This window comes from Corallococcus aberystwythensis, assembly GCF_003612165.1.
Classification (GTDB): domain Bacteria; phylum Myxococcota; class Myxococcia; order Myxococcales; family Myxococcaceae; genus Corallococcus; species Corallococcus aberystwythensis.
The window spans coordinates 13,713-35,668 of record NZ_RAWK01000038.1; the positions used below are offsets into that span (position 1 = coordinate 13,713).

Annotated in this window: 19 protein-coding genes; 10 read left to right on the forward strand and 9 right to left on the reverse strand. The window is 68.7% G+C overall.

Annotated features, from left to right (window positions below):
* The first annotated feature begins 16 nt into the window (after nt 1–16).
* Nucleotides 17–544: a DUF6985 domain-containing protein gene (locus D7W81_RS08455; RefSeq protein WP_120554821.1), complete on the forward strand. Its 528-nt coding sequence runs from the start codon at nt 17–19 to the stop codon at nt 542–544.
* On the opposite strand, the gene D7W81_RS41850 is transcribed toward D7W81_RS08455, so the two are convergent.
* Entirely contained in the window at nt 526–918 is a 393-nt protein-coding gene (locus tag D7W81_RS41850; protein ID WP_147445383.1) for a hypothetical protein, read from the reverse strand. The genes D7W81_RS08455 and D7W81_RS41850 overlap by 19 nt on opposite strands.
* Between D7W81_RS41850 and D7W81_RS41855 the strand changes: the two genes are divergently transcribed.
* Together D7W81_RS41855 and D7W81_RS08460 are read left to right on the forward strand one after the other, a co-directional pair.
* On the forward strand, nt 917–1,108 hold the full coding sequence (locus tag D7W81_RS41855) for a hypothetical protein (protein WP_147445384.1): 192 nt from the start codon (nt 917–919) through the stop codon (nt 1,106–1,108). The genes D7W81_RS41850 and D7W81_RS41855 overlap by 2 nt on opposite strands.
* Nucleotides 1,109–1,200: 92 nt before the next feature.
* On the forward strand, nt 1,201–2,322 hold the full coding sequence (locus D7W81_RS08460) for a DUF3103 domain-containing protein (RefSeq protein WP_244227060.1): 1,122 nt from the start codon (nt 1,201–1,203) through the stop codon (nt 2,320–2,322).
* A gap of 180 nt (nt 2,323–2,502) precedes the next feature.
* On the opposite strand, the gene D7W81_RS08465 is transcribed toward D7W81_RS08460, so the two are convergent.
* Together D7W81_RS08465 and D7W81_RS08470 are read right to left on the reverse strand one after the other, a co-directional pair.
* Nucleotides 2,503–3,918 (reverse strand): cytochrome P450, encoded by a 1,416-nt coding sequence (locus tag D7W81_RS08465; RefSeq protein ID WP_120554823.1) that lies wholly within the window; start codon nt 3,916–3,918, stop codon nt 2,503–2,505.
* 21 nt (nt 3,919–3,939) lie between these two features.
* On the reverse strand, nt 3,940–5,970 hold the full coding sequence (locus tag D7W81_RS08470; RefSeq protein WP_120554824.1) for a lipoxygenase family protein: 2,031 nt from the start codon (nt 5,968–5,970) through the stop codon (nt 3,940–3,942).
* Nucleotides 5,971–6,202: 232 nt separating this feature from the next.
* Here D7W81_RS08470 and D7W81_RS08475 point away from each other — a divergent pair, with 232 nt between their 5' ends.
* Together D7W81_RS08475 and D7W81_RS41860 are read left to right on the forward strand one after the other, a co-directional pair.
* Nucleotides 6,203–8,233, forward strand: a complete 2,031-nt coding sequence (locus D7W81_RS08475) for a lipoxygenase family protein (RefSeq protein ID WP_244227061.1) — start codon at nt 6,203–6,205, stop codon at nt 8,231–8,233.
* Between the two features lie 210 nt (nt 8,234–8,443).
* The gene (locus tag D7W81_RS41860) at nt 8,444–9,394 is read left to right on the forward strand and encodes a hypothetical protein (protein WP_147445385.1); all 951 of its coding nucleotides are present in this window, start codon (nt 8,444–8,446) and stop codon (nt 9,392–9,394) included.
* A 118-nt stretch (nt 9,395–9,512) separates the two neighbouring features.
* Here D7W81_RS41860 and D7W81_RS08480 read toward each other — a convergent pair whose 3' ends face one another.
* The gene (locus tag D7W81_RS08480) at nt 9,513–10,406 is read right to left on the reverse strand and encodes a 1,4-dihydroxy-2-naphthoyl-CoA synthase (protein ID WP_120554826.1); all 894 of its coding nucleotides are present in this window, start codon (nt 10,404–10,406) and stop codon (nt 9,513–9,515) included.
* 87 nt (nt 10,407–10,493) lie between these two features.
* Between D7W81_RS08480 and D7W81_RS08485 the strand changes: the two genes are divergently transcribed.
* From D7W81_RS08485 to nth, 3 genes are read left to right on the forward strand one after another with little or no spacing between them, the layout of a single operon-like run.
* Nucleotides 10,494–10,811 carry a putative quinol monooxygenase gene (locus D7W81_RS08485; protein ID WP_120554827.1) on the forward strand — a complete coding sequence of 106 codons (318 nt, stop codon included), beginning with the start codon at nt 10,494–10,496 and terminating at the stop codon, nt 10,809–10,811.
* Between the two features lies 1 nt (nt 10,812).
* Nucleotides 10,813–11,979 (forward strand): iron-containing alcohol dehydrogenase, encoded by a 1,167-nt coding sequence (locus tag D7W81_RS08490; protein WP_120554828.1) that lies wholly within the window; start codon nt 10,813–10,815, stop codon nt 11,977–11,979.
* A gap of 10 nt (nt 11,980–11,989) precedes the next feature.
* Nucleotides 11,990–12,625 carry an endonuclease III gene (nth, locus tag D7W81_RS08495; RefSeq protein ID WP_120554829.1) on the forward strand — a complete coding sequence of 212 codons (636 nt, stop codon included), beginning with the start codon at nt 11,990–11,992 and terminating at the stop codon, nt 12,623–12,625.
* A gap of 4 nt (nt 12,626–12,629) precedes the next feature.
* Here the strand turns inward: nth and D7W81_RS08500 are convergent, their stop codons facing one another.
* The 5 genes from D7W81_RS08500 to D7W81_RS08520 form a co-directional block, all read right to left on the reverse strand.
* Complete coding sequence (locus D7W81_RS08500) at nt 12,630–13,409, reverse strand: hypothetical protein (RefSeq protein WP_120554830.1); 780 nt, start codon at nt 13,407–13,409, stop codon at nt 12,630–12,632.
* A 115-nt stretch (nt 13,410–13,524) separates the two neighbouring features.
* Entirely contained in the window at nt 13,525–13,875 is a 351-nt protein-coding gene (locus tag D7W81_RS08505) for a hypothetical protein (protein WP_208721215.1), read from the reverse strand.
* 112 nt (nt 13,876–13,987) lie between these two features.
* Nucleotides 13,988–15,016, reverse strand: a complete 1,029-nt coding sequence (locus D7W81_RS08510; RefSeq protein ID WP_208721217.1) for an AraC family transcriptional regulator — start codon at nt 15,014–15,016, stop codon at nt 13,988–13,990.
* 203 nt (nt 15,017–15,219) lie between these two features.
* Nucleotides 15,220–16,191 carry a DUF1152 domain-containing protein gene (locus D7W81_RS08515; RefSeq protein ID WP_120554831.1) on the reverse strand — a complete coding sequence of 324 codons (972 nt, stop codon included), beginning with the start codon at nt 16,189–16,191 and terminating at the stop codon, nt 15,220–15,222.
* A gap of 3 nt (nt 16,192–16,194) precedes the next feature.
* Nucleotides 16,195–17,250: a hypothetical protein gene (locus tag D7W81_RS08520; protein WP_120554832.1), complete on the reverse strand. Its 1,056-nt coding sequence runs from the start codon at nt 17,248–17,250 to the stop codon at nt 16,195–16,197.
* Nucleotides 17,251–17,375: 125 nt separating this feature from the next.
* Here D7W81_RS08520 and D7W81_RS08525 point away from each other — a divergent pair, with 125 nt between their 5' ends.
* Together D7W81_RS08525 and D7W81_RS08530 are read left to right on the forward strand one after the other, a co-directional pair.
* On the forward strand, nt 17,376–19,046 hold the full coding sequence (locus D7W81_RS08525) for a M14 family zinc carboxypeptidase (protein WP_120554833.1): 1,671 nt from the start codon (nt 17,376–17,378) through the stop codon (nt 19,044–19,046).
* A 117-nt stretch (nt 19,047–19,163) separates the two neighbouring features.
* The gene (locus tag D7W81_RS08530; RefSeq protein ID WP_120554834.1) at nt 19,164–21,953 is read left to right on the forward strand and encodes a CHAT domain-containing protein; all 2,790 of its coding nucleotides are present in this window, start codon (nt 19,164–19,166) and stop codon (nt 21,951–21,953) included.
* Nucleotides 21,954–21,956 lie beyond the last annotated feature (3 nt).

Below are 21,956 nucleotides of genomic sequence, written 5' to 3' on the forward strand. Positions count from 1 at the left end.
TCGGTATCGTGCATTCATGACCCGTGACGAGATTCTCCTGCGGTGCCTGTGGCCCCAAGCCCGGCTCGAAGTGCACTCCCCGTTCTTCGGCAGGACGGTCTCGATCATGATCGATGCGAGCATCGAGCGGGTCGAGGTGATGCGGGGCCCGATTCTCCCTCCCGACATGGTCCAGGCCGTGAACGATTTCCTGAACCTGCGCGAGGACGACAGGCCCCTGATGCAACGGCTGCTGCATCGCCACTGCGCCTCATGCTGCGAGGACATCTCGTACGGGTTCGATCCCCTCCCAGGCGAGACGGAGGTACAGGCCAATCGCCGCGAGTTCGGCGTCGCGACTGACGCGGATGCGCTCGCCCAGGCGAATCTCAAGTGGGTGCGCATCGAGGACAACGCTGACTCGGGCCTCAAGGGACGCTATGTCCTGTTGCAGTTCGACACCCCCTGGGAGTCCGAACACGGCTGCCAGCTCGTCCTCAAGGACGGGAAGCTCCTCGATCACATGGGAGAGTCAGGCGACTCGCTCTACATGTTCGAGGACTGAGCAAGGATTCGCATGATCGTCAGTGAGGTGACGGTCAATGTTTCGACATCCCCCTTGAGCGTAGCGACATACGCCATCCGCGGCTCCGCTTGCGGAGGGCGATAAGTGAGCACCAGGCTTCCGCCCTTGCCCTCCAGGAGCCAGGCCCCAAGCCGCCAGTACCCCGTGGCATCCAAGTAGGGCTCATCTGGCATTGGCAGCGCCTCGATGTTCTCTCGCGAAAGCGTGGACGGGGCATCTCCTGCCTTGATGGCCAGGAGATGCTTGAGAAGAGACTCATAAGCAGCACGAGCGAAGCCCTGGCTCGGCTGAAATGGTCCATGTTCTCCATCAAGCTGCGCGGCCTGTATGTCCGAAGAACTGAAAGTGCTCATGGATGACGCCCCCTGTCGTCCACAAGAGATGGCCACGGTGGCCAAGAAGAGCGGCAATCCGCAGCGCATCATTCCAGGTTTCCACGACGTGGACAGCTTCGCACGAGCGCGCCTGCGAAATTTTCCATGGCGCATGTCACTCCAGACGAAATCCGGTTCTTTCTCCTATATCCATGAATGCAGGCCGTGATGAATAATGGCCAAGGCAGCATTGCCGTGCACCTGCGGCTGCTGGCCAGGACCCTCGCTCACCCACCGGAGAATCCAATGAAACGGATAGGGATGGTCATCGCGCTGCTCGTTTGCGTGAACGTAGCCCCTCGAGCTCAAGCCGCCGCCATGAAGCCAGCGGCGCTGCGCGAACGCATCAGCGTGTCGCTGGCCGCCGACAAGCGCGAGGTGGCGCTGACCCTGGCGAAGCAGGACCCGGCGCTGCGAAAGGCTCTCGCTTCCCGCTTGAGCGGCGAGCACCTCGCCGTGGATCTGAAGCAATGGCTGAGCACCGTGTCGGTCCCGACCTCCGTCACGGGCGTGGCGGAGCGAGCGGACCTGAACATCCGTCGGCTCAAGGGCATCGATCGTGAACTCGACAGCCTGCTGCAGCTTCGTCTGGCCAGCGCGTCCATGCTGGCAGCATTGCAGCGAGGCGTTGAACCCCTCTACGCGTACGAGCCGGATGGCAATGACTCCCAGTGGCGATTCATCGAGGCCTTCGATGGCCTTGGCCGCGTGCACCACCTCGACGTGCACCGCATGCCCGAGCAGCCGGTGTTGGTGGTGGACATCGACGCGCGCAGGGATATGGCCGCCGGCATCAAGCTGATGCGCGAGCACCTCGTGGCCCTCGGGCAACGTCCCCTGCCCGTCCTGGACACGGCCGCCGCGGCGACCAGCACGCCGGTGACGATCCTCGATCGCATCTACCTGAACGACGACGAGGAGCCATGGATCTCCGGTAACGCGGAGGTCTATGCCATCGTCAATGGTGTCGACCCCAGCCGTGACGCGCCGCAGTTGGACATCGTCGACATGCCCTATCTGGACACGGACGGGAGGACCTACGCCCCGAACCAGGTCCTGATCTTCTGGGAGCGCTACCGCTGGGCGGCGGCGAACGTCATCCTCATGGAGCACGACGACAACACCAGCTACCAGGAGCTGGTGAGCTACCTGTTCAATGTCGCGAGCCAGATCCTGACCTCCATCGGCCAGCCGGAGCTCGGTGCCCTGGTGGCCCTGGGCAGCGGGCTGGTGGATCGCATGCCGGGTGAATGGTTCACCAACGACGACGACTACGTCGATTCGTTCTACACCCTGGCGAAGAACCACACCTACACCAACTACAGCGGAGCAGGCGGCAACGCGGTGGTGTCTCTCAGGCCGACCGAGCTCCTGGGCCAGTAGCCGTCGGCGGGCACCGAGCGTCGTACCGGCTCGGCTGTCCGGCGGGGGGCGAGGCGGCTCTGCTCGTCCCCTCCGGTCAGCGTCCGGCCTGGGCCAGATAGTCGGCGGTCGGCAGGACCCTGGCGATCCCAGTCGGCCCTGGAGTTGCTGTGCGCCACTTCCACCGTGGCGACCTCCGTTCTAGGCGCTCCGGGCTCGTACGTCCTCGGCTGACGAGGCCGTCCGGGCGATGAGCTTCCCGGTGACGCCCTTCGGCAGCACCACGCCGAAGAAGAAGCCCTCCTCGAAGGGCTCCGTCGAATCGACGTGGACCTTCACGCGGGCAGCAATCGTCGCGAGCGCCGTCTTCAGGAACACCATCGCGAAGTCCGTGCCCACGCACACGCGAGGCCCCCGGCCGAACGGGAAGAAGTGGCCGCTTCCCAGCGGGTCGCGCGCCACGCCCCCGTCCAGCCAGCGCTCCGGCTTGAACGTGTCCGGGTCCGGCCAGTGGGCCGGGTCCCGGTGCAGGTGCTGATTCGTGATCATGATCATCGCCCCCGCCGGCAGCGTGACCCCGGCGAGCTGCGCGTCCTTCGACGGCGTGCGCGTCATCACCCGCACCGCCGGCAGGACGCGCAGCGCCTCCAGGATGACCGCCTCCACCCACTTCGCCCCCTCCAGCTTCGCCACCGTCAGCGGCCCATCCATCAGCGACGCGGCCTCCGCGGCCAGACGCGCTTCCGCCTGCGGATGCTTGTTGAGCTGGTGAAACGCCCCCACCAGCGTGACGCTGGAGGAGAACGCCCCGCCGAAGTACGTGCCACCCAGCATGTGCGCCAGCACCTGGTCGTCGATGCCCGGCTGCTCCTCCAGGTAGCGCGACATGACGTCCACGGCCCGGGAGCCCTGCCGCTTGCGCGCCTCGCGGATGCGGTCCACGAAGTGCCCGTAGAAGCGCGCCTTCGCCTCCTCGAAACCCTTGGGCGGCTTGACGAACTTCAGCGGCAGCTTCGCCTGGATGCGCGCATCCGCCGCCTTCGCCAGCAGCATGAAGTCCTCGAACACCTGATCCGGCAGCTTCTCGCTCACCAGCGCGACCGAGAACGCATCGAATGTGAGCCGGCGCAGGTCCGACGCGAGGTCGATGGCGTCCCGCTTCAGGAGCGCGTCCACGGATTCGGAGATGGCCGCCTGCATGGGGCCCACCAGGTCCGCCAGCGACTCCGTGGCCCACGGCCGGGCTGTCGGCTCCAGGTCGCGCTTCTGGACCCAATCTCCGCGCAGCTCCGCCGTGAAGGACGTGTCATCCGTCGTCGAGGGGCGGATCTGCTCGCTGATGTTCCCCTTCTCGAACTCCATCCGCCGGGGGGACTCGTAGACCTCCGCGATGAGCGCCGGGTCGTTGAGCACCAGCCCGGGGTTGGGCCCCATCCAGATGAGGGTGACACCGCCGTACTCGCGGCCGTAGCGCGCGCAGACGTCCCAGGGAGAGGCCCCCAGGAAGTCTCCGGCGGTGCCGAGGATCCCCGGTGCGGGGCCGGGCAGTGACGCGAACGGCTTGCGCTTCGCACCGAAGAACAGGTTGAAGATGCCGCGGGAAAGAGCGTTGGGCACGGGCGGAGTCTCCTGACGGCGCTAGACGGTGATGCCGCAGGGGATGCGGTCGGCCTGCAGGACGGTGTACGGCACGGCGCTGTTCGCGTTGCGCGCCTTCACGGCCTCGCTCTGCGCGCGCAGCCGGTCATGGAAGCGGTCGCGGATGGCGAGCAGCTCCGGCTCCTGGAAGTACTCCTCGCGCCAGCCGCCTTCGTGGAGGAGGTACTCCTCGTCATCCCCGAAGCTGGACAGCGCGCGGCCCACGGCCACCTGCCAGAGCATCTGCGTCTTGGAGGGAATCATCGCGTCGATGTCCTTCTCCCCCAGGACGCCCTTCTTGCGCGGCGGCGCCTGGCGCATGCACAGGGGCGCGTTGGGCACGAAGGCGTAGTGCTCGTACTGGAGGTAATTCACCGCCGCGTGCTGGACGCTGACCGTGAAGAGCACCGTGGTGAGGATGTCGGTGAGGTCGGAGACGCGCGTGAGCTCCGCGCAGGGCAGCTTCTCCACGGACATCCCGTGCTCCGTGAGGTCCCTCCACCAGCGCTGCATGTCGGTGTCGCGCAGCAGGTCCTCGTCGGACGCGTAGAAGTGCCCGAGCACCCCACCGACGTACTCCTCGAAGGCGTCCCACAACCGCAGCGAGTCATCCCTGTATGGGTAATGCGGGAGCACCGCCGGGTCGAGGACGCCGCGGCGCTCGAAGTCCAGGCGCGGCTTGTTGTCCGCGAGCGTCCAGGCCTTGTATCCCTTCCTGCCCAGGAACACGTGCCCCTGGTCCGGGCCGCCGGTAGCGATGAGGTCGTCGAACACGCCGCCCTCGGCGAGCAGGCCCTTCCGGGCGCCGTCGTTGATGGCGAGCGTGTAGCGGAAGTGGCGGCGCAGCAGCTTGTAGACGGGGTGCGGGTCCGGGAGGTTGCGCATCGTCGCCATGACGAATGGCTCGGCAATGAAGTGCGTCCGGAGCGCATGGCCCACCATCTGGTGGGTGTTGCCCTCGCTGCACCGGAGGTAGATCTTCGCGGCCAGCCAGTCGTGCGGACTGTCATTGGGCGTGAACACCGGATCCTGCTCCGGGTCGCGGCCCAGCTGGATGGCGATGGGGCGCAGCTGCTGCGCGTCATCGCGGTACAGCAGGCACCGGGACGCGGGCGCCCAGCGGCGCTCCTCGACACCGTCCTTGCCAGCCTTCTTGAACATGGGCACATCGCCCAGGATCTCGAAGTCGAGCAGGAAGACGCGCTTGCCGGCCAGCGCCTGCTGGAGCGTCGTTCCGGGAGACAGCAGTCCGCGCAGCTCGGCGTCCTGGAGGGGCATGCCTTCCGGCAGCGCGGTGATGGACTGGATGTGGACGGGGCTGATGCCCTGCACGGCCTGCCGGGCGAACTCGGCGTCGTCCTGCCAGCGCCCGGCGAGCGTGGGCAGTTCCAGACCCTTGAAGAAGTCGAAGATGTCCACGAGGCCGTTCCACGCCTTGGTGAGCACGGGCATGTGCAGCTTGATGGCCGCGAGCGTCTTCGCGATGACGACCTCGTAGCTGCCGTCCACGAGTCCCCGGTAGAGTTCGTCCTTCGGGAGCGGACGCGCCTCCGAGATGTCGAGCGCGCCGGGCAGCCCGGCGGTCGCCTCCGCGGGGCGCCAGGGGTACATGCGCAGGCGCGACTGGAGCAGGTCGCTCCGGGCGACCCGCACCCGCTCGTGCTGGACGTGCTGGGGCAACCGGGCGGTGCCCTCCAGGACGTCGGCGGTGGAGCGGGCCAGGACCCACCGGTAGTAGGGGAAGAACCAGTGCTTCCCCGTCGTGGTGACGGTCACCGAGTCGAGGAGCCAATCGCCCCCGACACCGCCGCCCGCGTTGGAGAAGCGCAGGAGGAGCAGGTCCCCCAGGTCTTCGGCCTTGACGGTATAGGCATCCACCGCGCCGGCCTCGAAGTCGTTGTGGAAGCGCTTGTCCAGGAGGTGGGATGGGCTCTCGCCCTTCGTGCCCACCAGGACCACGGAGATGGCCGCGTTCGTCCCGGAGCCGAGCTTCGAGCTCGTGCGAATCGTCAGCGTGTAATCGACAATCATGGCTTTCCCCACTAGCACGTCAGCTGCAAGGTACGCCCCTGCAAGCGGGACGGACAAGGCGCGTCCCGCGCCACGGCTCGCGGTGAGCAGGTGATGGGAAGCCACGGATTTGGATCGGACAGCGGATTGCCCTGGTGGGTAGAGGTGCGGAGATGGGACTGCCGCGACCCCTCTGGAGCCCGTGGTACCTTCCCGCGCGATGCGTACCGTGTGGCGCCGCTGGTTGACCTCGTTGGGGTTCTCTTCGAAGGCAGAGCAGCCACCGCTCCTGGAGGCGGAGGAGCTGTCCCGGTGGTACGCGGGACTGGGATTGAAGGAACGGCTGGCGGTCAGCCGCAACCTGGTCAAGCAGGTGCGTGCGCCGCGCGAGCCTCGGGATCCATCAACCCTTGTTGCCGTCGTCACGGGCCGGCTGATGTTCGAGCAGGACGGACCCCAGGGCCCCATTCCCTTGCATCACATCAAGGTCGAGCTGTGGGACCGGGACTTCGGCACGCCAGACGACTTTCTGGGCGAGACCTTCACGCGTGCGGATGGCACGTTCACGATCCGCTACGACCCCGAGGACGCGGGTGAAGGGGACCATCCGGACCTGGAGCTGCGCTTCTTCGAACCGCAGCACACGTTCCGCCAGGACGGCCGGGTGGTGGAGACGTGGAAGCGCATTGGTTCGGAGCGCGGGCCGGATGACCACGTGGGGCGGGAGCATGACTTCGGGACGCTCCGGCTGCCGTACTGGGAATACGACCCGTCCACGCCGCTGGCACGGCTGCTGGTGGTGGAGGAAGGCACGCCGCCCACGGCGTATGCGCCAGGACGTGCGCTGGCGATGCTCAAGGCCGTCGCGCCCATCGAGCTGGTGAAGCGGCAGCACCAGTTGCAGATCCGGATGGGGCAGGCGCCGAGCCTCGCGAAGATCCAGGCAGACTATCCGGAGACGACGACGCTCCGGATGGAGCGGGAGTCGCCCGGTTCCTCCCGGAGCGATGCATGGTTCGGGGAGCGCCTGCTCAACGGGATGTTCTCCAGCATCCTGGACCGAGACCCCGAGGTGCCCGGGGATGATCAGGCCTTCCGGCTGTATCTCCCCTGGAATGCGTATGAGCAGGATGGAGTCCACTGCCTGCCTGACGTGGACCTCCGGCTGCGATTGATGGACGGCAAGCTGATGCCCCAGCGGATCATCCTGGGGATGCGCGAACCCGGAGCGACGGCGCCCGGTTCACCGGTGACGCGCCGGTCGTACACGCCCGCGAATGGCGCGGATTGGGAGGCGGCGAAGCGGATGGCGCGCGTGAGCGCCACGCTGGACGTGGAGCTGGGCAACCACCTCGCGCAGTGCCACTTCAACGTGGAGCAGTACGCCATCGCCGCGCACCGGAACCTGCGGCACAATCCCTTGCGCTGGTTGCTGATGCCGCACCTGCGGGAGGTGGTGTTGATCAACCACTCCGCCAACGGGTTCCTGGTGGGGCCCTCGGGGTACATCACGCGGGCCAGCGCGCTGACGGAAGCGGGCATCAATCAGCGGCTGGAACATCTGATGGGCAGCTACGACTGGAAGGGCTTCGCGCCCGCGACGCCGGTCTGCGAGGGCCACCGTTACGCGCAGGCAGGGCAGTTGTTCTGGAAGCTGCTCGGGGAGCACATCGACGCGTTCTTCGCGGAGCACGGCGCGGCGGTGGAGGAACACTGGCAGGAGGTGCGCAGGTTCTCGGACGACCTGGTCGCGCATTCGGCGCCAGCGTTCGTGTGCCGCTACCTGCGAGCGAAGGTGCCAGGGAAGGAAGCGCCGTGGTTCGTGCGCTCGGAGCGAATGGACCTGGGCGCGAAGGTCGCGGAGCCGGCCGCCAGGGCAGTGAGCGAAGTGACGCGCACGGATACGCCACAGCCGGGTGAGGTGGAGGCGCTGAAGAGTCTCTGCCGCTACGTCATCTTCTTCGCGACGTTCCGGCACGCCTGGGCGAACAACCTCCAGTGGGAGGACGCGGGCGAAGTCCTGTACTCCTGTCTGGGATTGCGCTGGGGCAAGGCCGGCGCGCTGTCCACGGAGGAGGACCTGGACGTCGCGCCCGCGCCGGACGAGGCGACGGAGATGCTGTGGATCTCCTGGATGCTGTCCAGGACGAACTACGGCTTCCTCCTGTCCAACGAAGAGGAGGACATGCATCCCCGGCTGCTGGAACTGCTCCGTGCCCACGCCGCACGGTTCGCGGCCCTGGGCCTGGACGTCCGGACGGTCAGCTCCCGCATCAACATCTGAGTCCGATGAAAAGGCTCAACAAATCCACGAGCTGCATGCAACCGAGTCTACGCATTCGCCTTTCCCACTCCTCCCACCAAGAACACACAGCCCCTCACGAAGCATCACCCAATCACACGCCGTCATCCGCGACCCATCTTTACAACCGCCGTCCAATTAACAGAAAGTGAAATTACGAGATAAGTCTTCCTGCCGCCCAGGAGATACCAAATGGCCTATCGCAAGTCTTGGCTTGGCAGAATTTCCGCAAGCTCGTTCCTCGCTTGTGCGCTGTTGACTCAAGGCTGTGGGGGATACAGGCTGGGTTACGCCGAGCCTGCCAGATGGTCATACATCCGTCTTCCATTTCCGCCTACTGCGGCCACGCAAATCAAGCAGCCCTTGCTCAAGGCGACTCGCTACCAGATCCAAGTCTGCGAAAGCATCTCAAACGCCTACCGCGCAAAGGCAACAATCCAGAGCAGGAGCGGCAGATCATATGGCATCGCCGCAGCCGCACTCACGGCGCTTGGCACGGCAACAACAGCCGTAGCGGCCATATATAAAGATGACACAGACGAGCAAAACATCGCCCTTGGCACGGGAATAGCCCTGACCTTTACAGGGGCAGCATTCTCCATAGTCAATGCCATCAGCGGAAGCAGCTTTGTCGACGCCTACACAAAGGCTCAACAGAGTGTTTCCGAGGCCACCAGCACATTTCGCGCCTCGCTCAAAGATGTTGGAGCGGCAACCGACCCAACAGTACTCAAAGAGCGTATTTGCACGTTGCGAGCGACGTGCTTCCGCCCTTACGCGGAAACCCAACCTCTTGGCCATGCATTTCAGCCGCAACCAAACAATGCATGGCCTTCCATTGAGGAACAAGAGTCCCCTTTGGTGGATGAATACGTGAATGCGATGTGCGCGCACGCTGGCACATCAGCAGAGCCGGCTCTCCAGACATGCATGGCACAAGATCAGGCCATGAATGCGGACTGTATCGAGGTTGTTTGCGCAGCAGCCTTGGATGGCGGAGACCAAGCTACAAAGGATTCATGCCGAAGTATCTCGGAGCTTCGACAGGGTAGCGGGAAGCCCTCTCGGACCGACCCGGTCCAGGTCAGGACCAAGGAGCCGTTAGCTCCTCAGGACTCCGCCATTGAACAACCGGCGCCATAGCCAACACAGCCAAACGCTGCCTTGGATTAAAAAATCCAAGGCAGCCACCTGACCGAACCAGGAAGCCTGTTGGCTTCCGCCTTGTAACCAGGGGACTCGTTGCAGTGACAAGCGATATTCAGTACGTCCAGGGGAACCGCTTGAAGTCGCGCTTGCGCTTCTGCACGAACGCGTCCCGGCCTTCCTGTGCCTCTTCCGTTCCGTAACCCAGACGCGTGGCCTCACCCGCGAAGAGCTGCTGGCCCACGAGGCCGTCGTCCGGGAGGTTGAAGGCATACTTCAGCATCTTGATGGCCGTGGGGCTCTTGGTGTTGATCTCCGCCGCCCACTCCAGCGCCACCTTCTCCAGGTCCTTGTGCGGCACCGACTTGTTGATGGCGTTCATCTGGAACGCCTCGTCCGCCGTGTAGGCCTGGCCCAGGAAGAAGATTTCGCGCGCCCGCTTCTGTCCCACCTGCCGCGCCAGCAGCGCGCTGCCGTAGCCCGCGTCGTAGCTGGCCACGTCCGCGTCCGTCTGCTTGAACATCCCGTGTTCCTTGCTCGCGATGGTCAGGTCGCAGACGACATGCAGGCTGTGCCCGCCACCCGCCGTCCAGCCCGGCACCACCGCCATCACCACCTTCGGCATGAAGCGGATCTGCCGCTGCACCTCCAGGATGTGCAGCCGCCCCAGCCGCGCCGGGTCCGCCGCGTCCTCGCCGGGCTCGTACTTGTAGCCGTCCTTGCCGCGGATGCGCTGATCGCCTCCCGAGCAGAACGCCCACCCGCCGTCCTTCGGCGACGGCCCGTTGCCCGTGAGCAGCACCACGCCCACGTCCGTCATGAAGCGCGTGGCCTCCAGCGCCCGGGCCAGCTCGTCCACCGTCTTCGGACGGAACGCGTTGCGCACCTCCGGCCGGTTGAACGCGATTCGCACCGTGCCCTGATCCACCGCGCGGTGGAACGTGATGTCCTTGAACTTGTGGCCTTCCACCGGCTGCCAGCGGGACGCGTCGAAGAGGTCCGAGACCATGCGCTGTCTTGCTCCGAAATGAGGGGAGTGAACGGCCCGGAACCCTAGCGGTTTCCGCTCGGGGACGCCCGCGCTACCGTGCGCGCCATGCCCACGAGCCTGCTCGTCATCCATGTCCACGTGCATGTGCTGCCCCAGCACGTCGACGCCTTCCTCCAGGCCACCCTCGCCAACGCCCGCGAGAGCGTGAAGGAGCCCGGCATCGCCCGCTTCGACGTCTGCCAGGACAATGAAGACCCCACCCGCTTCGTGCTCGTGGAGGCCTACCGCTCCCCGGACGCCCCCGCCGCGCACAAGGAGACCGCCCACTACCTCACGTGGCGTGACACCGTCACCTCCATGATGGCCGAGCCCCGCACCGCGCGCCGCTACACCAATCGCTTCCCGGACGACTCGGCCTGGTGACATGAGCACCGCCCCCTTCGAGTTCGCCACCGCCACCCGCGTCCTCTTCGGCCCGGGCCGCGTCCAGGAAGCCCCCGAGCTCGTTCGCGGACTCGGCGGCCGGAAGGTCCTGCTCGTCACCGGCACGAACCCCGCTCGCGCTGAACCCGTCCGCGCCGGACTCGAACGGCTGGGCATCCCTTCCGCCTCCTTCCGCGTCTCCGGAGAGCCCACCGTCGACCTCGCGCGTGAAGGCACCGCCGCCGCCGTGGACGCGGGCTGCGACGCCGTGGTCGCCATCGGGGGTGGCAGCGCACTCGACGCGGGCAAGGCCATCGCCGCGCTCGCCGCCAACGGGGGCGACCCGCTGGACTACCTGGAGGTCATCGGCCGGGGGCAGGCGCTGACGAAGCCGCCGCTGCCGTTCGTGGCCGTGCCGACCACTGCGGGCACCGGCTCGGAGGTGACTCGCAACGCGGTGCTGGGCTCGAAGGAAGCGGGCGTGAAGGCCAGCCTGCGCAGCCCGATGATGCTCCCTCGCATGGCCCTGGTGGATCCGGACCTGCTGGAGCATGCACCCGCGGCGGTGCTCGCGGCGGGCGGACTGGACGCGCTGTCGCAGCTCATTGAACCGTTCCTGTCCATTCGCGCCCAGCCGCTCACGGATGCGCTCGCGCGTGAAGGCATGCAGCGTTCGGCCCGCTCCCTGCGCAAGGCGGTGCTGCACGGTCCGGGGCCCGCGGAGCGCGAGGACCTGGCCCTCGCCAGCCTCTTCGGCGGCCTGTGCCTCGCCAACGCGGGGCTGGGCGCGGTGCATGGCTTCGCGGCGCCGCTGGGCGGGATGCTTGGCGCGGCGCATGGGGCGCTTTGCGCCGCGCTGCTCGGGGCCACGCTGGAGGTGAACCTGGAGGCGCTTCGCTCCCGCGCTCCGGACCACCCCGCCCTGCCCCGCTTCCGCGAGGTGGCGGTGCTGCTCACCGGCCAGTCCAACGCGCGCGCCGAGGACGGCATCGCCTGGGTGAAGGACCTGGTCCACGCCGTGCGCATTAAGGGCCTGCGCGACATGGGGCTCACGGACGCGGCCGTGCCCGGGCTCGTCACCAAGGCTCGCGCCGCCAGCAGCATGAAGGGCAATCCCCTTCCGCTCACCGACGCGGAGTTGACGGCGCTCGTCGAACGGTCGATGTGAGGACCCACCCATGAAACCCGCCGCCCTCATCCCCGTGGTGCTCGAACGCCTTCGCGAGAAGTACCCCGACGCGAAATACGAGCTGAACTGGAACACGCCCTACCAGCTGCTGGTGGCCACCATCCTCGCCGCGCAGTGCACCGACGAGCGCGTCAACCGGGTCACCGCCGAGCTGTGGAAGAAGTACGACGGCCCCCAGGCCCTCGCGGACGCGGACACCGCCGAGCTGGAGGAGGACCTCAAGCCCACGGGCTTCTTCAAGCAGAAGACCAAGACGGTGCAGGCCATGAGCCGCGCGCTGCTGGACGCGCACCAGGGCGAGGTACCTCCGAGCATGGAGGCCCTGGTGGAGCTGCCCGGCGTGGCGCGCAAGACCGCCAACGTCGTGCTCAACACCGCCTTCCAGCAGGCCTCCGGCGTCATCGTGGACACGCACGTGGCCCGCGTCAGCCAGCGCCTGGGCCTGACGAAGCAGGAGAAGCCAGAGGCCATCGAGACGGACCTGATGAAGCTGGTGCCCAAGGACGACTGGACCTTCTTCGGCCCCGCCGTGGTGCTGCACGGCCGCTACACCTGCGTGGCCAAGAAGCCCAAGTGCGCGGAGTGCCTCCTCAACGACGTGTGCCCGAAGCTCGGCGTGGCCTGAGCCGTCACAGGTGCGCGAGCACCGCCAGCGTCAGCACCCAGTCCAGCCCGGCTTCGAGGAAGTAGTAGGTGGAGCCGTCCAGCGAGGTGCCGAACCCGGTGCCCAGGTGGCCCAGGGGTCCCGCGAAGAACTTCATGCCCAGCTCGGCCCCCAGGTTGATGGGGTTGCGCCGGGAGCCCTCCAGGTAGGGCCCCACCAGGGCCCGGCCATAGGGGGCGAACCAGTTCGTCACGAAGTGCTGATAGCCCACGGTGGCGTTCAGCGAACTCCGCCGCGAGTCGAAGGCCACGTTGGCGCCCAGCGTCAGCCGCCGGGCCTTGAGCCCCATGGGCTGCACGTTCACGTCCAGCGCAAGGCCCAGCCCGCCGTCGAACGGGACGCGCCAGCCGAGCGCGAACTCCGTCGTCGACTTGTCGATGGCCAGCGCCTCGTAGCGGAAGTGGGCCGCCCCCACCGCGTCCCCTCGCGCGTCATGGAGGTCCGCGAGCGCCAGCGCTGCCTCCTCCGAGTCCTCCTCATAGACCTTGCGCAGCGGCGGCTCCGCGCCGTCCAGGTCGCCGCGCGCCAGCCGGTCCTTGCCCTGCGTCAGACAGGCGGACGTGGAGCCCATGGCGCACGCGAGCCCGAAGGCCCGGTCCGCGTCCTCCATGCGGCCATCCACCTGGAGCTGCTTCGCCCAGGTCTCACAGGCCCAGGCGCTGCCGCCGTCGCACTTCTCCTCCAGCGTGGGGACGCGCGCCGCCTCCTGCGTCGTCACGCACGCCACCGTCAGCAGGCACGGCAACAGGCACAGCCAACGAACGGGAGACGCATGAGGACCACGGAGGGCTGGGGCCGCAACCATGGTCCACATTCAAACACACCGCTGGCGCAGCGGCGCGTCGGACTCGGCGCGTTTCTCAGCGTTCTTCCAGCGGGCCCTCCCCGTCATTGAGGACGCCCGGGTTGCGGCCGATGTCCGGCCCATTCCCGCTGCGCTCGTCGGCCTCCTGTTCCTCGGAGGCGGTATCGCCCGAGCCGCCCACGCCCTCCTGGAAGCCGTCAGCGGCCTCGCGGCTGGACTCGCGGAGGCTGTCCGCGGCCCGGCTGGCGCCGTGCTGGACGTCCTTGGCGGCCTCGCCTACCTCCTGGCCGACCTGCCGGGCGTTCTCGTTGACGGCCTGTTGCTGCCGCTCATTGCAGCCCGCGGTGAAGCTCACCGTTCCAATCACACCCAGCACGACGAGCCCGTTGAAGTGGCGTGTCCACATGGTCGTCTTCTCCCCGAGGGTCCCGGCCCTCATGGGGGAAAACGTAGGCACGCCTGCTCCCAGTCAAAGGCCTTCTTCCCTTCCCGGGTGCCCTCCGGGGGCCGCCTGCCTGTCAGCCCCCGGCCGCCTGGGCCCGGCGGAAGGCCTCCGGGGACGTGTTCCACCAGCGATTGAAGGCGCGGTGGAAGGCCACCGGATCCGCGTACCCCAGCAGGAAGGACACCTCCGCGATGGACATGCGCCGCTGGAGGTAGCCCTGGGACAGCTCCCGGCGCAGGGCCTCCACGATGCCCTCGTAGGTGCGCCCCTCGGCCGCGAGCTGGCGTTGCAGCGTGCGGGAGGGAACCCGCAGGGCCAGCGCCACGGCGGCGAAGGAGAAGTCGCCTCCCGCCAGCGTCCGGCGCACCTGCTCACGTACGCGGTCCGTCAGGGTGTCCGTGACGGGCAGCCGCTCCAACGCGCGGCGGGCCTGGTGTTCGAACACGGCGTTGAGCAGCGCGTCCGCGTGGACGAACGGGCGGTCCGCATCCCCGGCGGAGAACTCCAGGTCGCTGGCCGGAGCGTTGAACTCCAGCGGACAGCCGAAGAGGGCTTCGTGCTCGCGAAGGTCCGCGGGCGCCGCATGGTTGAAGCGCGCGCGCAGGGGCCGGATGTCCGCACCGGTGAAGACGCGCAGGCCCTGGGCCAGCTGCACCAGCGCGACCTCGGTGAGGTGCCGGTGCGCGGGCCGCCACGCAGGGCCCACCGGCGTGAAGCGCATGCGCACGCCGCGCGGCGTTTCCTCCACGACGAAGCGCTCGCCGTCGCCCCACACGCGTTGGTAGCGGCAGCCGCGCGCCATCGCCTCGCGCAGGTGGGCGCTGGTGAGGATGACGAGCGACGCGGGATCATCCGCGTCCATCACGTCCATGCCCGCCATGTGCAGCCCCAGGTTGTCGTCCCCGGTGAGCGCCACGGCCCGCTCCAGGATGTCGTCCAGGACGGCGTAGGGGATGCGCGCCTCCGGGCCGTTCAGTTCGGACCACCGCAGCCCCACGTCCTCGCAGAGCCGTTCCGCGGGCACCCCGCGCCTCGCCGCCGCGAGCAGCCCCTGTCGTGCCAGCCGGGCGGAGAGCGAGGGAGGAGCGGAGGACGACGTCACGGGCAGGGACGCTAGCGACCGCCTGGCGCGCGCGGCAAGCCGTTCTGGCGCGGGCGGTCAGTGCATCCAACACAGGGGGACGGCACCTTGTCCCGAATGGACTCCACCCTCGCCGAGCGCCCTGCCCTGCTGCCCCGCCTGCACCTGTTCGAGCTGATTGATCAGCCCTGGTATCCGCGCGCGGTGCGCAACCTGTCCACGGACTACCTGCACACGGTGGCCACGCGCCTGGGGATGTCCTGCCACGGCTTCGTGGGGTGCTGGTTCCGGAAGGCCTCGATGCGCGCCCCCACTTCCCAGCTCGTGTTCGTGTCCCGCAGCAGGTCCAGGTAGAGGCACCGGCGGGCGACCGCGTCCAGGTCGAAGGCCCAGTACATGCTCATCAGCGGGTTGATCCACAGCTTGCTGCCCTGCGTGCGCGACGTACGGTGCTGGTCGCCATAGTCGCCGTCGATGGCGCCCACCACCGACAGCGACACGATGCTCGGCCGCCGGGCCATCTCCTCGGAGGAGTACAGGACCGCCTCGCGGTAGCGGTCCACCTCCGGCATTCCCGGCAGCAGCGCGGTGACGCCCAGGTAGGCTCCGCGCTTGCCCAAGTCCGCGACGGCTTCCAGGAAGTGCGCGTGACAGATGCCGTGGAACGCATCCACGCCGAAGCCCAGGCAGACGATAAGCTTGTCCCGCAGCGCCAGTGAATCCACCGCCGCGAGACTCGAGATGTCCTCTTCCGGAGTGCCCAGGCCGGCCTCGTCCCCGCGCATGAGGATGTCCGTGCCACCATCCACCAGCACCACCGTGTCGAAGCCGAGCTCCACCTGCAATGCCGCCCAGGCCAGGCGCAACGGCGCGACCCCGACCTTGTCGAAGCAGTAGATGGAAACGGCCTCGCCTCGCGCCTGGAACCACCGCGCGAGCACCCCTTCCGGAAAGTAGTGCGCCGGCCCCTGCGTCTCCGCGCGGACCTCCATCACCCCCGGCGCTACGACGCGTCCGTCCACGCGCTCCAGCGTCGTGAAGCTCAGGTTCGCCAGCGACACGCGCTTGCCCATCTCACGCAGCCGGAAGTACAGCGGAAGGCCGCAGTAGATGTCGAAGCCGCCGCCCGCTCCCGCGAGGAGCACGTGGTCCGCGCGCTGGAGCCGTTCGAACAGCGGGGAGGTGGCCAGGTCCATGACTCAGTCCGCGGTCCCTTCCGACGCGTCGTCCGAATCGGGTGGCGGCTGGGGGAATTCCTCCTCCGGGTCGTAGGCATCACTTGAGTCCATCCCCGTGGGGTCCTCGGCGTCCGCCCCGGACTCGACCTCCACCTCTTCCACCGGCGCATGGATGTACGCGGGCTTCATGAACTTGAAGCCCGCGTTCTCCGCATCCGCGTCGTCCGCGCAGCCATGGGGGCTGGTGAAGAGGCGCAGGATCATCACCTCGTCCCAGTTCTTCTCGTTGTCGAAGACGATGGACTCCGTGAACGTCTGCGAAGCCCCCGGCGCCAGGCTGAAGTCCCCCTCGGGGGACTCCTCCAGGGCGGGGGCACGCTCCAGCGCCATGTACGCCCGCAGGCACCCCGAACCCGATGCCCGGTGGTCGCTCACGTTCTTCACCGTGTACGTGAGGAAGTAGTCGGAGGGCCCCTGGCGCACCTCGACGTTGGACACCTCGAAGTCCGTCGCCTTGGAGACCTGGGGCTTCTGGGGCGGGGGCGTGCCCGCGGGGGCGGGCTGGCCCGTGGGCAGCAGGCGCAGCAATTCGCTGGTCGCCACCGACGCCCCGTAGGAACAGCCGAACTCGGCGGTCGTGTAGAGCATCAAGGTCCGGGCCTGCTTCCAGGACGCCTCGCCCACGCCCACGGAGTCCCTGAACGTGTCCGTCGTCCCGCCCTTCACGGTGATGCCCCCCATGCGCTCCGCTTCGATGACCATGCCCTGGTCGTCGTGCAGCGACAGGCACGCCTCTCCGCGTCCTTGCGCCGTCCCCGGATTGGTCAGCGTGTAGGTCACCGCCAGGCGGTTGTCCTGACGCTTGAGCGTCACATCGGAGAAGCGCAGCGGCTTCACCACGTCCGCCGCCTGGGCCACCCCCGCGTCCGGAGCGCCCGCGTCAACGACGGCCACGCCCGCGTCCACCGGCGCGCTCGCCACGGGTTGTTCCTTCTTGCACCCGGGGCCCCACGCCGCCGCGAGTCCCAGGAACAGCACGCCCCACGCGTACCCTCTCCGCTGATCACTCCGCATCATGAAGCCCCCTCCACTGCACTTTTTCCGTCGGGTTTCATATGGGACACCGCCACGGCGCGGCAAGACGGCCCCACCTCGCGCGTGCTTGACGCCGCAGGTCCGGAGCGCTCGGATGCGCGGCACCTATGCCCACTCCCAAGCTGCTCACCCGCGCGGAAGCCACCGACTACCAGGAAACGTCCCGCAGCGCCGACGTGGTCGCCTTCGTCGACGCGCTCTGTGCCCAGACGAAGCTCGCCAAGCGCGTGGACTTTGGCCAGAGCGGTGAAGGCCAGCCGCTCATGTCGCTCATCCTGAGCGACCGCAACTGCTTCACGCCGGAGCTGGCGAAGAAGCAGAAGAAGCTCATCGTGATGGTGGAGGCCAACATCCACGCCGGTGAGGTGGAGGGCAAGGAGACCCTCCAGGCGCTCGCGCGCGACCTCACGCTCACGTCCCTGGGCAAGAAGCTGCTGGACCGGCTGTGCATCGTCTTCGTCCCCAACTTCAACCCGGACGGCAACGACCGCATCAGCAAGGGCAACCGCGCGCTGGATTTGAAGAACCTGGAGGGCCAGGTGAACCCGCCCGGCGGCGTGGGCATGCGCTACACGGGCGAGGGCTGGAACCTCAACCGCGACAACATGAAGCAGGAGGCGCCGGAGACGCGCGCCCTGGCGAAGCTGTACCAGACGTGGTGGCCGCACCTCTTCGTGGACTGCCACACCACCGACGGCAGCATCCACGGCTTCGACCTCACCTTCGACATCCCGCACGGCAACGCGGAGCTCCTCCACACCTCGCGCGGCTTCAACCGCGAGCTGGCCGAGCGCGTGTCCGCCGCGGTGAAGACGAAGCACGGCTTCGACAGCTTCTGGTACGGCAACTTCCGCAAGGAGGGCGACCCGCGCTCCGGCTGGCACACCTACCCCGCCCTGCCCCGCTTCGGCAGCCACTACCGCGGCCTGCTGGGCCGGCTGGACGTGCTCCTGGAGACGTACAGCTACATCGACTTCCCGCGCCGCTGCGCCGTCATCCGCGCGTGGGTGCTGGAGCTCATCCGCGACGCGGCCCGCTACGCGAAGGAGTACCGCCGGGTCACCGACTTCGAGGAGGCCGCCATCATCGCGCGCGGCCAGAACCCGAACGTGAACGTGCAGGAGTGGGTGGGCATCAACTTCGGCGTCGCCCAGCGCAACGCGGAAGGCGCGCTGGTGTTCGACTACCCGGCCTACGTGAAGGACGGTGACACCGCCGTCATCAACTCCTTCGACGAGGCCAGCATCGAGTCCCGCCGCTACCCGGGCAAGCGCAAGAAGGTCTACAAGACGCCGCACCACCGCACCTTCGTGCCCACGCAGTCGGTGAGCACTCCGGCCGGGTACCTGGTGCCCGCGTCGCTCGCCGCGCGCCTGGACGGCCACGGCATCCGCTACGAGAAGCTCCCCAAGGCGCAGCGCTTCCAGGTGGACAGCTACCGCATCGCCCGCCGCGAGGAGACCTTCAGCCCGGACGTCGCCGCCAACATTCCGCCCCCGGGGCAGGACGAGGTGCCGCTCAGCCAGAAGCCCAAGCCGGTGCGCTTCGAGACCATCCTCACCGTGGCCCCCGAGCGCTCCGAGCAGGAGTTCCCCGCCGGCACGCTGCTGGTGCCCACCAACCAGCGCACGGGCACGCTCATCACCTACCTGCTGGAGCCGCACTCGGACGACGGCTTCTGCCGCTGGCAGTTCCTGGACGACAGCCTCAAGGTGGGCGAGCTGTACCCCATCCACCGGCTGGTGGAGTCCACGCGCGCCCCCGTGAAGGTGGAGTAGGCCTTCCTCCTCCAGGGGCCTCCTCGCCCCCGGGTCTGTCGTCCCCGGGGGCATTCGCCCTAGACTGGAGCCCGCAGGACCCGCGGAGATGGTGCGGGGGCACGCGGGAGGCCCCGGATGGCAGGCATGCAGCAGACGCCCCGGGGCATGCGCCTTCCGGGGCGTGAAGGCGTGACGCGCGTGGGAGGACTGGTGGCCCTGGCGCTCTGCATGGCCCTGGGCTTCGTCGCCGTGCGCGCCTGGAGGCAGCACGAGCACGACACCTCGGCGGAGACGCCCGCGCTGTGGCTCTCCGACGCGACCCACCGTCCTTTGGAGGTGCGGCTGAGCCTCCCCGCCGCGGACGTGTACCGCCCGCATGCGCCTCCCCGAGGCCAGGACGCGCTGGCCCCGCCGGTGCCCCTGGGCGCCCTGTCCCGCCTGGAGGAGCGCGGCGATGCGCACGGCGTGGGTGTCAGCTACCTGCTGCATGGCGACACGGAGCAGGCGCTCGCGTACCTGCGGCGCACGTCGCCGTCACTGGACCGGGACAGCGACCTGGCCGCCGTCGCCATCCTGCGCGGCCACTCCGACGAAGCCCTGACGCTGCTGGACGCCACGCTCGAGGCCATGCCCGAGCACCCGCAGGCGCGATGGAACCGGGCCGTGGTGGCGCGCGAGCTGGGGCTGACGCTCCTCGCCGCCACCACGTTCGAGGCGGTGGCCGCGAAGGGCGAGCCTGGCTGGAGTGACGAGGCGCGCGAACAGGCGCGGACGTTGCGCGCGCGGTTCCAGGCGCGGGCGGATGCATGGAAGGCCACGCGCGAGGCGTTCCAGGCGCGGCTGCGCTCGCACCAGGCGCCGCTGCCGGTGGAAGGGGCGGCGCGCTTCCCCGGCATGGCGCGCGAGTCCTTCTACGAGCTGCTGGCGAGCTCCGAGGACGCCGCCCAGGTGGAGGCGCTGCTGCCGCTCGCGCGGGTGCTGGACCACGCGGCCGGCGGGGACCCCGTGCTGGAGGACACCGTGCGGCGGGCGGCGGCGCTGGACTTCGCGCGCCGGGCGCCATTCGCGCGCGAGTACGCGAAGCTCGTCCAGGACGCGCATCCCAGCCCGGCGGCGCTCATTGAACGGCTGCGCCAGGAGCCCACGGCGAAGGACCTGCTGCTGGGCGCGCTCCTTCGCACACAGGGCGTGGCGCGCACGCATGAGGAATTGCGCACGCTGACGGCGGGCGTGACGGACCCCTGGATCCTCCTGCGGGTGGCCCAGGAGAGCGCGCGGCTGGACGACCTGCCGGGCCAGGGCACCCAGGCCGGGGACCGTTTGCGGGAGGCGCTAAAGGAATGCCGCGCGCGCAAGCTGCCCCTGCGCTGCGTGGACGTGCTCCTGCGCTTGAGCAGCCGCGCCACCGCGTCGAACCGGCTGATGGAGGCGGAGGAGTCCGCGAGGGCCGCGTGGCAGGAGGCCGCCGCGCTGGGCGAATGGGAGCGCGAGGGTGCGGCGCTCGTGATGATGGCCAACGCGACGCGCTTCCAGGTGCGGGTGGCCCTCTCTCGCGCCTACCTCACCGAGTTGCTGGCCCGCCGGCCCGACGACTGCGTGGCGCGCACGCAGGCGCACCTCAACCTGGCCTCGCTGGCGCTGATGCGCTTCCGTCCGCAGGAGGCACGGCAGGAGCTGGAGGACTCGCTGGCGTGCGGACAGACGCCCGGGCTCCAGGGGGCGTGGATCCTCGCGGACCTGGCGCGTCTGGCGCCACGGGCGTCCGACGAGGGGCGCCTGATGGCGGAGCTGGCCCGGGTGACGCCGCTGCGGGAGAACGCGGGACGGCGCGTGCTGGCCACGCTCATCAAAGGACGGTTCACGGTGGACCGCGACTGGCACGAGGGCCAGCGGGTGCTCCGGCAGACCATCGCGGAGGCGGAGCCGCTCTTGCGCGTGAACGCGGATGCGCGCGACGCGAGGGCGGTGGCCTACCAGACGCTGGCGGTGAGCGCGGGCCACGCCGGGGCCTTCCGGGAAGCGATGGACGTGGTGGCGGAGAGCCTCCAGGTGCCCGTGCCGGAGGGCTGCGTGCTGGCGGCGGCGGTGGAGGCGGAGCGCACGGTGACGGTGGTGCGAGGGCCCCAGGGGCAGGTGCAGGGGCGCTATGACGCCTCGCGCACGGTGCCCTTGCGCGATGACCTGACGGGGCTGGTGCCCGGCGACCTGGTGGCGCTGCTGCGTGACTGTCCGCGCGTGGCGGTGCTGGCCGCGCCGCCCCTGGACAGCCGCGCGGGCATCCTGCCGGCGGACCTGGCCTGGAGCTACCGGGTCGGCACGGGCGCGCCCGCGGCCTCCCCCGCGAAGCCGCCCCTGCACGTCGTGGTATCGGACGTGGAGCCGCCCCAGACGCTGAAGCTGGCGCGGCTGCCCTCGGCGGCGGACGTGGACCTGGCGGGCGCGCAGCGGCTCTTGCGGCTCAAGGGCGCGCAGGCCACGCCGGAACGGGTGCTGGAGGCGATGGAGCAAGCCACGGACATCGACATCCACGCGCACGGCGTGGTGGACCGGGCGCTGTCGGATGCCACCGTCATCGCGCTGTCGCCGCAGCAGGACGGCCACTACGCGCTGACCGCGGAGGAGCTGCGCCGCCGTCACCTGCAGGGCGCGCCGTTGGTGGTGCTGGGCGCATGCAGCGCGGCCCGCCTCGCGCCCATCCTGCATGAGACGTCCTCGCTGCCGCAGGCGTTCGTCGCCTCGGGGGCCCGGGCGGTGTTCGCCGCCACGGCGGAGATCCCCAACGACGCGGGTGCCTTCTTCCGCGCGGTGCGAGAGCGCATCCAGTCCGGCGAGGAGCCCTCCCAGGCCCTGCGCGCCGAGCGCCTGGACTGGCACCAGAAACAACCCCACATGCGCTGGGTGGACAAGGTCCTGCTGTATCAGTAGCGC

Coding starts and splice junctions, on each gene's coding strand:
- D7W81_RS08455 (WP_120554821.1), top strand. CDS start 17: ATGACCCGTGACGAGATTCTCCTGCGGTGCCTGTGGCCCCAAGCCCGG.
- D7W81_RS41855 (WP_147445384.1), top strand. CDS start 917: ATGGATGACGCCCCCTGTCGTCCACAAGAGATGGCCACGGTGGCCAAG.
- D7W81_RS41850 (WP_147445383.1), bottom strand. CDS start 918: ATGAGCACTTTCAGTTCTTCGGACATACAGGCCGCGCAGCTTGATGGA.
- D7W81_RS08460 (WP_244227060.1), top strand. CDS start 1,201: ATGGTCATCGCGCTGCTCGTTTGCGTGAACGTAGCCCCTCGAGCTCAA.
- D7W81_RS08470 (WP_120554824.1), bottom strand. CDS start 5,970: ATGATTGTCGATTACACGCTGACGATTCGCACGAGCTCGAAGCTCGGC.
- D7W81_RS41860 (WP_147445385.1), top strand. CDS start 8,444: ATGGCCTATCGCAAGTCTTGGCTTGGCAGAATTTCCGCAAGCTCGTTC.
- D7W81_RS08480 (WP_120554826.1), bottom strand. CDS start 10,406: ATGGTCTCGGACCTCTTCGACGCGTCCCGCTGGCAGCCGGTGGAAGGC.
- D7W81_RS08485 (WP_120554827.1), top strand. CDS start 10,494: ATGCCCACGAGCCTGCTCGTCATCCATGTCCACGTGCATGTGCTGCCC.
- D7W81_RS08490 (WP_120554828.1), top strand. CDS start 10,813: ATGAGCACCGCCCCCTTCGAGTTCGCCACCGCCACCCGCGTCCTCTTC.
- nth (WP_120554829.1), top strand. CDS start 11,990: ATGAAACCCGCCGCCCTCATCCCCGTGGTGCTCGAACGCCTTCGCGAG.
- D7W81_RS08505 (WP_208721215.1), bottom strand. CDS start 13,875: ATGTGGACACGCCACTTCAACGGGCTCGTCGTGCTGGGTGTGATTGGA.
- D7W81_RS08515 (WP_120554831.1), bottom strand. CDS start 16,191: ATGGACCTGGCCACCTCCCCGCTGTTCGAACGGCTCCAGCGCGCGGAC.
- D7W81_RS08520 (WP_120554832.1), bottom strand. CDS start 17,250: ATGATGCGGAGTGATCAGCGGAGAGGGTACGCGTGGGGCGTGCTGTTC.
- D7W81_RS08525 (WP_120554833.1), top strand. CDS start 17,376: ATGCCCACTCCCAAGCTGCTCACCCGCGCGGAAGCCACCGACTACCAG.
- D7W81_RS08530 (WP_120554834.1), top strand. CDS start 19,164: ATGGCAGGCATGCAGCAGACGCCCCGGGGCATGCGCCTTCCGGGGCGT.